This is a genomic window from Burkholderia sp. Tr-20390 (assembly GCF_017104595.1).
In the GTDB taxonomy this organism is placed as follows: domain Bacteria; phylum Pseudomonadota; class Gammaproteobacteria; order Burkholderiales; family Burkholderiaceae; genus Burkholderia.
The window spans coordinates 1-6,238 of the sequence record NZ_JAAGPC010000299.1 but is presented as its reverse complement, the minus strand read 5'-3'; the positions used below and the strand labels follow the sequence as shown (position 1 = coordinate 6,238).

Here is a 6,238-nt window from a genome sequence, read left to right as displayed (position 1 = left end):
CTGCACGGCCATGCGCATGCCAGCGCGTGGAGCCGCGCGTTGCCGACCTCGGACGCGAAGGGCTTCTGGGGCGCGTTCGGCTGTTCGTGCTGGGCGGTCTGACATGACGGCGCGCACTGCCCATGGCAACCCGGCATGGATCCGCGCGCTGCTGTCGCAGCCGTGGGTCCTGCCGCTCGCGCGTCTGGCGCTCGTTTCCGCGTTCCTCATCGGCGGCGTCAACAAGGCGATGCACTTCGGCGACGCGGTGGCCGAGCAGGCGCATTTCGGCCTGCAGCCGGCCGCGCTGTGGGCGGCGCTGGCGATCGTGGTCGAGATCGTCGGCTCGTTGTGCGTGGTGTTTCGCCGCTTCACGTGGCTCGGCGCCGGCGCGCTCGGCATGCTGACGCTGGTCGCGATGGTCGTGGCGAACGATTTCTGGAACCGCTCGGGTGCCGAACATTTCATGGCACTCAACAGCTTTTTCGAGCATCTTGGGCTGATCGCGGCCCTCGTGCTTGCGACCGTGCTCGGCGATGCACGGCAACCGGCCGATGACGGCCGCTCCATCCGATGACAATGAAACAACCAGGGAATCCCGTGATGAAATCCATTCGTTCCGTGCTGCTCGCCGCGCTGTTCGCGGGCGGTCTTGCCGTCGCGCCGGTGGCGTTCGCGAAGCCGCCGGTGCCGCCGGCGCCCACGCCGACGGTGGCCGTCGGCCCGCAATACGACACGACGCACGTGTGCGTGGCGCCGGAAGACTTCGACCGCTTCACCGACAGCTTCGTCGCGACGTTCGGCGGCAAGAAGTCGAAGCAGGGCGTGTTCCAGGTCACGCCCACGCCGAGCCAGACGATGTCGCAGCTCGTGCTCACGCCGGTCGGCACGGTCTCGGTGTTCGGCTTCAAGACACCGATCCCGTATCCGTTCTGCGCGGAGCGCACCGGTTATCTCGTCACCGACATGGACGTCGCGATGAAGACGGCACGCGCACACGGCGCGGACGTGATCGTCGACACGTTCCCCGATCCGATCGGCCGCGACGCGATCATCCGCTGGGCCGGCGGCCTGAACATGCAACTCTATTGGCATACCGAAGCGCCGCACTACGACGCGCTCGAGACGGTGCCCGAGAACCGCGTGTACGTGTCGCCGGAAAGCGTGCGCAAGCTGGTGCACGATTTCGTGAAGTTCTCGAATGGCAAGGTGGTATCCGACACCCTCAAGGCGCCCGGGATCGAGATCGGCCGGCCGAACGACACGTATCGCCGCATCCGCATCGAATCGGGCTTCGGCAAGATGACCGTGCTCGTGACCGACGGCCACCTGCCTTACCCGTTCGGCCGCGAGATGACCGGTTACGAAGTGCACGATCTCGCTGCGACGCTGGAGAAGGCCAAGGCAGCCGGCGTGACCGTGCTCGTGCCGCCGTTCACGTCGGACGGCCGCGACGCGGCGCTCGTGCAGTTCCCGGGCGGCTACGTCGCCGAGATCCACGCGAGCGCCGCGCGATGAAGCACGAGGACACGATCCTTGCCGCGGTGGCCGGCTTCGTCGACACGCTGAGCTTCGTCGCGCTGTTCGGGCTGTTCACCGCGCACGTGACCGGCAACTTCGTGCTGATCGGCGCGGGCATCGCGGGCTTCGGCCAGGGTGTCGTGCTGAAGCTCAGCGTGTTTCCCGCGTTCGTCTGCGGCGTGATCGCGAGCAGCCTGATCGCGCGGTCGATGTCCGGGCGGCCCGCCTGGCAGGGCACGCGCACGCTGCATGGGGTGCAGGCCGTGCTGCTGCTCGGCTTCTGCGCGGCTGGCGTATGGGCGACGCCCGTCACGCAGCCCGACAGCCTGCCGGCACTCGTGGCCGGCATCGTCGGCACGTTCGCGATGGGCGTGCAGAACGCGCATCCGCGCGTGATCGCGCGCGCCGGCGGCGTGCCGAACACGGTGATGACCGGCAACGTGACGCAGGCGATCCTCGACGTCGTCGACATGCTGTCCGCCGGCACGGCCGAGGCCGCGCGCGCGGCGGCGCGGGCGCGCTTCGGCAAGATGCTGCCGGCGATCGTGGCGTTCGCGCTCGGTGCCGCATGCGGCGCGCTCGGGTTCCGCTTCGTCGGGTTTTTCGCGCTGCTCGCGCCGGTCGGCGCGCTCGCGACGCTTGCCCTGTGCGCGGCACAAACGGCGGGTACGACCACACAGGAGCGCGCATGATCGAGCGGGCAGGGGGCAGACATCACGGCCAGCACGCCGCACGGGCCGCGCGCGCGTCGATCGTCGCGGGGCTGCTGTTCGCGGGCGCCGACGCGGCATGCGCGCAAACGGCGCCGGCATCGACGCCGGCTTCCACGCCGGTGCAGGAGCCGGCGCCGGCCGCGTCAACGGCAACGCCAACGACATCGGCAACGCCAGCCGCCGCTGCCGCATCGACCTGCACGGCCAAGCGCCCCGTAGTGCTGTTCAACCGCTGGCAGGAAGACTGGTCGGTGCTCGCGAATCCGTGCGTGCCGCGCGCACCCCTCGACGGCCTGAAATATCTTCCGCTCGGCAACGATCCGGCCTCCTATCTGTCGCTCGGCGTGAACCTGCGCGAGCGTCTCGAGACCAATGACGCGCCGCTGTTCGGGATCGGTTCCGCGCAATCGGATACGTACCTGATCCAGCGCATCGAAGTGCATGCCGATGCGCATCTCGGCCAGCACTGGCAGTTCTTCGTGCAATTGCAGGACGCCCGCGCGTTCGGCAAGAACACCGTGTCGCCGGTCGACAAGAACCCGCTCGATCTCGAGCAGGCGTTCGCGACCTACACAGGCGCGCTCGGCGGCGGCACGTTCAAGTTCCGCGTCGGCCGCCAGGAGATGGCGTTCGACTTGCAGCGGTTCATCGCCACGCGCGACGGCCCGAACGTACGGCAGGCGTTCGATGCGGTCTGGGCCGTTTACGAGTACCAGAAGTGGCGCTTCATCGGCTATGCGACGCAGCCGGTGCAGAACCGCAACGCGTCCGATTTCGACGACGTGTCGAATCGCGACCTCACGTTCAGCGGCGTGCGCTTCGAGCGGCAGTCGGTCGGGCCGGGCGACCTGTCCGGCTATTGGTCGCGCTACAACCGCAACAACGCGCGGTTCCTCGACGCGAGCGGTCCCGAGCATCGCGACGTGTGGGACGTGCGCTACACGGGCACGCTGGGGCGCTTCGACTGGGACCTCGAAACGATGCTGCAGACCGGCACGGTCGGCAACGCGACGATCGGGGCGTGGGCCGTCGGTTCGATCGCCGGCTACAAGCTCGATGCGCCGTGGTCGCCGCGCATCGCGCTGCAGGTCGACGCGGCGTCGGGCGACCGGCATCCGCACGACGGCCGCGTGAGCACCTTCAACCCGCTGTTTCCGAACGGCTATTACTTCACGCTGGCCGGCTATACGAGTTACGCGAACCTGATTCACGTGAAGCCGTCCGTGACGCTGAAGCCGTCGGCGAACCTGTCGCTGCTCGGTGCGCTCGGCTTCCAGTGGCGCGAGACGACCGGCGACGCCGTCTATCAGCAGCCGAACATCCCGGTGCCGGGCACGGCGGGCAAGGGCGGGTTGTGGACCGGGATGTACGTGCAGCTGCGCGCGGACTGGACGATTGCCGCGAACCTCATCGGTGCGATCGAGGCCGTGCATTTCCAGGTTGGCGATGCGATCCGCCAGGCGGGCGGGCACAACGCCGACTATGTCGGCGTCGAGCTGAAGTATGGGTGGTAGCACGCGCGCCGCGGCGCGTGCGCCGGCGAAGCGCTGCCCGATGCGTGGTGCCGGATGAATGCGCGTGTGCAGGTGCTCGCGTATTCGGACGAGATGCTGATCGTGCGCTGGCTCGCGCCGGGCGGCGCGGAACAGCGCTGGGCGCCGGCGCGTGCGCTGCGCTCGGGCCGCTGCGCGCTGTCCGGCGAGAAGATCGTCTGCGGCGACGCCGTGTTCAGCCCGCGCGGGCGGGCGCCATTCGAATCGAAAGCGATGATCCTGGCGGCGGCGCTCGACCGTCCGCGCGTGTCGACGGTTCGCCCGCACGTGCAGGTGCTCGAGCGCTCGGCGCAACTGCTGGTCGTGCGCTGGGTCGAGCCGGGGCGTGCGCATTTCGGCGAGCAGCACTGGAAACCGGGGCGCGCACGGCAGGCCGGGGTCTGCGTGCTGTCGGGCGCGCGGATCGCGTGCGGGGACGACGTGTTCCGCCCGAGTGGGCGCCCCACGCCGCCGAATGCGCGCGCGATGATCCTGGCCGTCGCACTCGATACCGTGGGGCTGACGCACGGCGGGTGATGCGGCGCGCACGTGCCGATGTTCGCATGGGTGCGTGTGCGCCATGACACAGGGCGGCCGAAGCCGCCCTGTGTCATGAGGTGGCCGGCATCGCGCCGGCCGGTTCATTGCAGAGCCGCCAGGCCGTTACAGGTTCGGCGACAGTTGCAGCGCGTTCGTCAGGTCGCCCATCGGCTGCCCGCCGTTGGCCTTCAGCGCGTCGTCGCGCTGTTGCAGGCCCGCGAGGCGCGGCAGCGAGAAGCGGCGCGTGATGAAGCGCAGGATCGAACCCGTGTCGTACTGCGTGTGGTCGACGAAGCCCTTCTTCGCGTACGGCGACACGATCAGCGCCGGAATGCGGGTGCCCGGGCCCCAGCGGTCGGCATTCGGCGGCGCGGCATGATCCCAGAAGCCGCCGTTTTCGTCGTACGTGACGACCACGACCATGTTCTTCCACTGCGGGCTAGCCTGCAGGTGCGCGATCACGTCGGCGATGTGCTGGTCGCCGGAGGTGACGTCGGTGTAGCCCGGGTGCTCGTTCAGGTTGCCTTGCGGCTTGTAGAACGCGACCTGCGGCAGCGTGCCCGCGTCGATCGCCTTGATGAACTCGGCACCGTTCGCGCCGCCGTCGAGCAGGTGCTGCGCGCGGCTCGCGGTGCCCGGCGCCTGGTTCGCGAAGTAGTTGAACGGCTGGTGGTGCGGCTGGAAGTTCGGCGTCGACAGATCGGCACCGTAGATCACGTTCGACGTGCCGTTCTGGCTCGCCTGCAGCGCCTGGCCCCACGCGCCGCCGTACCATGCCCACGACACGCCCGCGTTGGTCATCAGGTCGCCGATGTTGGTCGCCGTCTGCGGCGGCATCGTCGACGGGTTGGCCGGGTCGGCGAGCAGCGGGTCGCCGCCCGTGGCCGCCTTGTTGCCGCTCGGCTGGTACGCCGGCTGCATCGTGTTGATGCCGTAGAAGTCAGGCGTCAGCGCGCCGTCGTTGACGAACTTCGGCGGCCCGCTCAGCGCGGAGGCCGGCGAGTTCGCGGCGACCTTCAGCGACTTGCCGTCGGCGTTCAGGACTGCGATCTTGCCGGCCGCGGGGCTCTTGTCGGCGTTCGCATAGAACGGCGCGCACGCGCAGATCAGGTACTGGTGGTTCAGGAACGAGCCGCCGAACGCACCCATGAAGAAGTTGTCGGCCAGCACGTACTGCTGCGCGACCTTCCACAGCGGCAGCTTCGACGGATCGGCGGTGTAGTGGCCCATCGTCAGGCCGCCCGCATCGGTCCACGCGGCATACATGTCGTTCTTGCCGCCGTTGATCTGCATCTGGTCCTGGTAGAAGCGGTGCACGATGTCGCGCGTCGCGATGCTCATCGACTGGTTGAAGCCTTTCGGATCGTCGATCGCGAACGGCGTGTTCGGCAGGTTTGCCGTCATCGCCTCGGTCACCGCCGGCGTGATGCCGGTCGCGGTCAGGCCGCCCCAGATCTTCGGCAGCGTCGCCATCGTCGAGCCGTCGCGATCCTTTTGCACCGAGTTCGCGGCCGTGGCGTTCTGCAGGCCGTTCGCGCCGGGGAAGTTGCCATACAGGTTGTCGAAGCTGCGGTTTTCCGCGTAGATCACGACAACGTTCTTGACGGCCGACAGGCCTTGCTGCGTGACATCGTCGCCGCCGCAGGCGGTCAGGCTGAGCGCGGCCGCGAGGGCGATCGGCGTATAGCGAATCCAGGCGTGCTTCTTCATGCGATGTTCTCTCTTTCGTCGTTTGTCGCGTGTGGGAACCGGGTTGATGTACGGCCGGTGCGGGCACTGCGAGGCACCGACCGGTTGCGCGCATTATCTGGAACCGATTTGACAGGCGGGTGTAGGGCCGCTTTCAATTGACTGTCGGTGGAACGTCATGCAACGGTCATGGAACTGACATAAGCTCCGGCCGATTGCCCACCGCTACAAGAAGAACGACGATGCACAGCCTTCTGAAACCCA

Annotated in this window: 6 protein-coding genes and 1 pseudogene; 6 read left to right on the top strand and 1 reads right to left on the bottom strand. The window is 68.3% G+C overall.

Annotated elements, in window-relative coordinates:
- Nucleotides 1–103 precede the first annotated feature (103 nt).
- The 6 genes and pseudogenes from G3N98_RS37630 to G3N98_RS40080 all read left to right on the top strand — a co-directional run bounded on the left by G3N98_RS37630 (nucleotide 104) and on the right by G3N98_RS40080 (nucleotide 4,282).
- Entirely contained in the window at nucleotides 104–556 is a 453-nt protein-coding gene (locus G3N98_RS37630; protein ID WP_089425140.1) for a DoxX family protein, read from the top strand.
- A 26-nt stretch (nucleotides 557–582) separates the two neighbouring features.
- Nucleotides 583–1,497, top strand: a complete 915-nt coding sequence (locus G3N98_RS37625; protein WP_206150953.1) for a glyoxalase — start codon at nucleotides 583–585, stop codon at nucleotides 1,495–1,497.
- Nucleotides 1,494–2,192, top strand: a complete 699-nt coding sequence (locus G3N98_RS37620; protein ID WP_206150952.1) for a YoaK family protein — start codon at nucleotides 1,494–1,496, stop codon at nucleotides 2,190–2,192. Before G3N98_RS37625 ends, G3N98_RS37620 begins: the two co-directional genes overlap by 4 nt.
- Nucleotides 2,189–3,727: an alginate export family protein gene (locus G3N98_RS37615; protein ID WP_175237280.1), complete on the top strand. Its 1,539-nt coding sequence runs from the start codon at nucleotides 2,189–2,191 to the stop codon at nucleotides 3,725–3,727. The genes G3N98_RS37620 and G3N98_RS37615 overlap by 4 nt, the downstream gene beginning before the upstream one ends.
- A gap of 54 nt (nucleotides 3,728–3,781) precedes the next feature.
- Nucleotides 3,782–3,943, top strand: a pseudogene (locus tag G3N98_RS40085) (DUF3331 domain-containing protein); the annotation flags it as partial.
- Nucleotides 3,944–3,979: 36 nt separating this feature from the next.
- Nucleotides 3,980–4,282 carry a DUF3331 domain-containing protein gene (locus G3N98_RS40080; protein WP_241026254.1) on the top strand — a complete coding sequence of 101 codons (303 nt, stop codon included), beginning with the start codon at nucleotides 3,980–3,982 and terminating at the stop codon, nucleotides 4,280–4,282.
- Nucleotides 4,283–4,408: 126 nt separating this feature from the next.
- Here the strand turns inward: G3N98_RS40080 and G3N98_RS37605 are convergent, their stop codons facing one another.
- Nucleotides 4,409–5,995 (bottom strand): acid phosphatase, encoded by a 1,587-nt coding sequence (locus tag G3N98_RS37605; protein ID WP_174975609.1) that lies wholly within the window; start codon nucleotides 5,993–5,995, stop codon nucleotides 4,409–4,411.
- Nucleotides 5,996–6,238 lie beyond the last annotated feature (243 nt).

Excerpts from the sequence above, each read along its gene's own strand:
- G3N98_RS37630 (WP_089425140.1), top strand. The coding sequence starts at position 104 with ATGACGGCGCGCACTGCCCATGGCAACCCGGCATGGATCCGCGCGCTG.
- G3N98_RS37625 (WP_206150953.1), top strand. The coding sequence starts at position 583 with ATGAAATCCATTCGTTCCGTGCTGCTCGCCGCGCTGTTCGCGGGCGGT.
- G3N98_RS37620 (WP_206150952.1), top strand. The coding sequence starts at position 1,494 with ATGAAGCACGAGGACACGATCCTTGCCGCGGTGGCCGGCTTCGTCGAC.
- G3N98_RS37615 (WP_175237280.1), top strand. The coding sequence starts at position 2,189 with ATGATCGAGCGGGCAGGGGGCAGACATCACGGCCAGCACGCCGCACGG.
- G3N98_RS40080 (WP_241026254.1), top strand. The coding sequence starts at position 3,980 with ATGATCCTGGCGGCGGCGCTCGACCGTCCGCGCGTGTCGACGGTTCGC.
- G3N98_RS37605 (WP_174975609.1), bottom strand. The coding sequence starts at position 5,995 with ATGAAGAAGCACGCCTGGATTCGCTATACGCCGATCGCCCTCGCGGCC.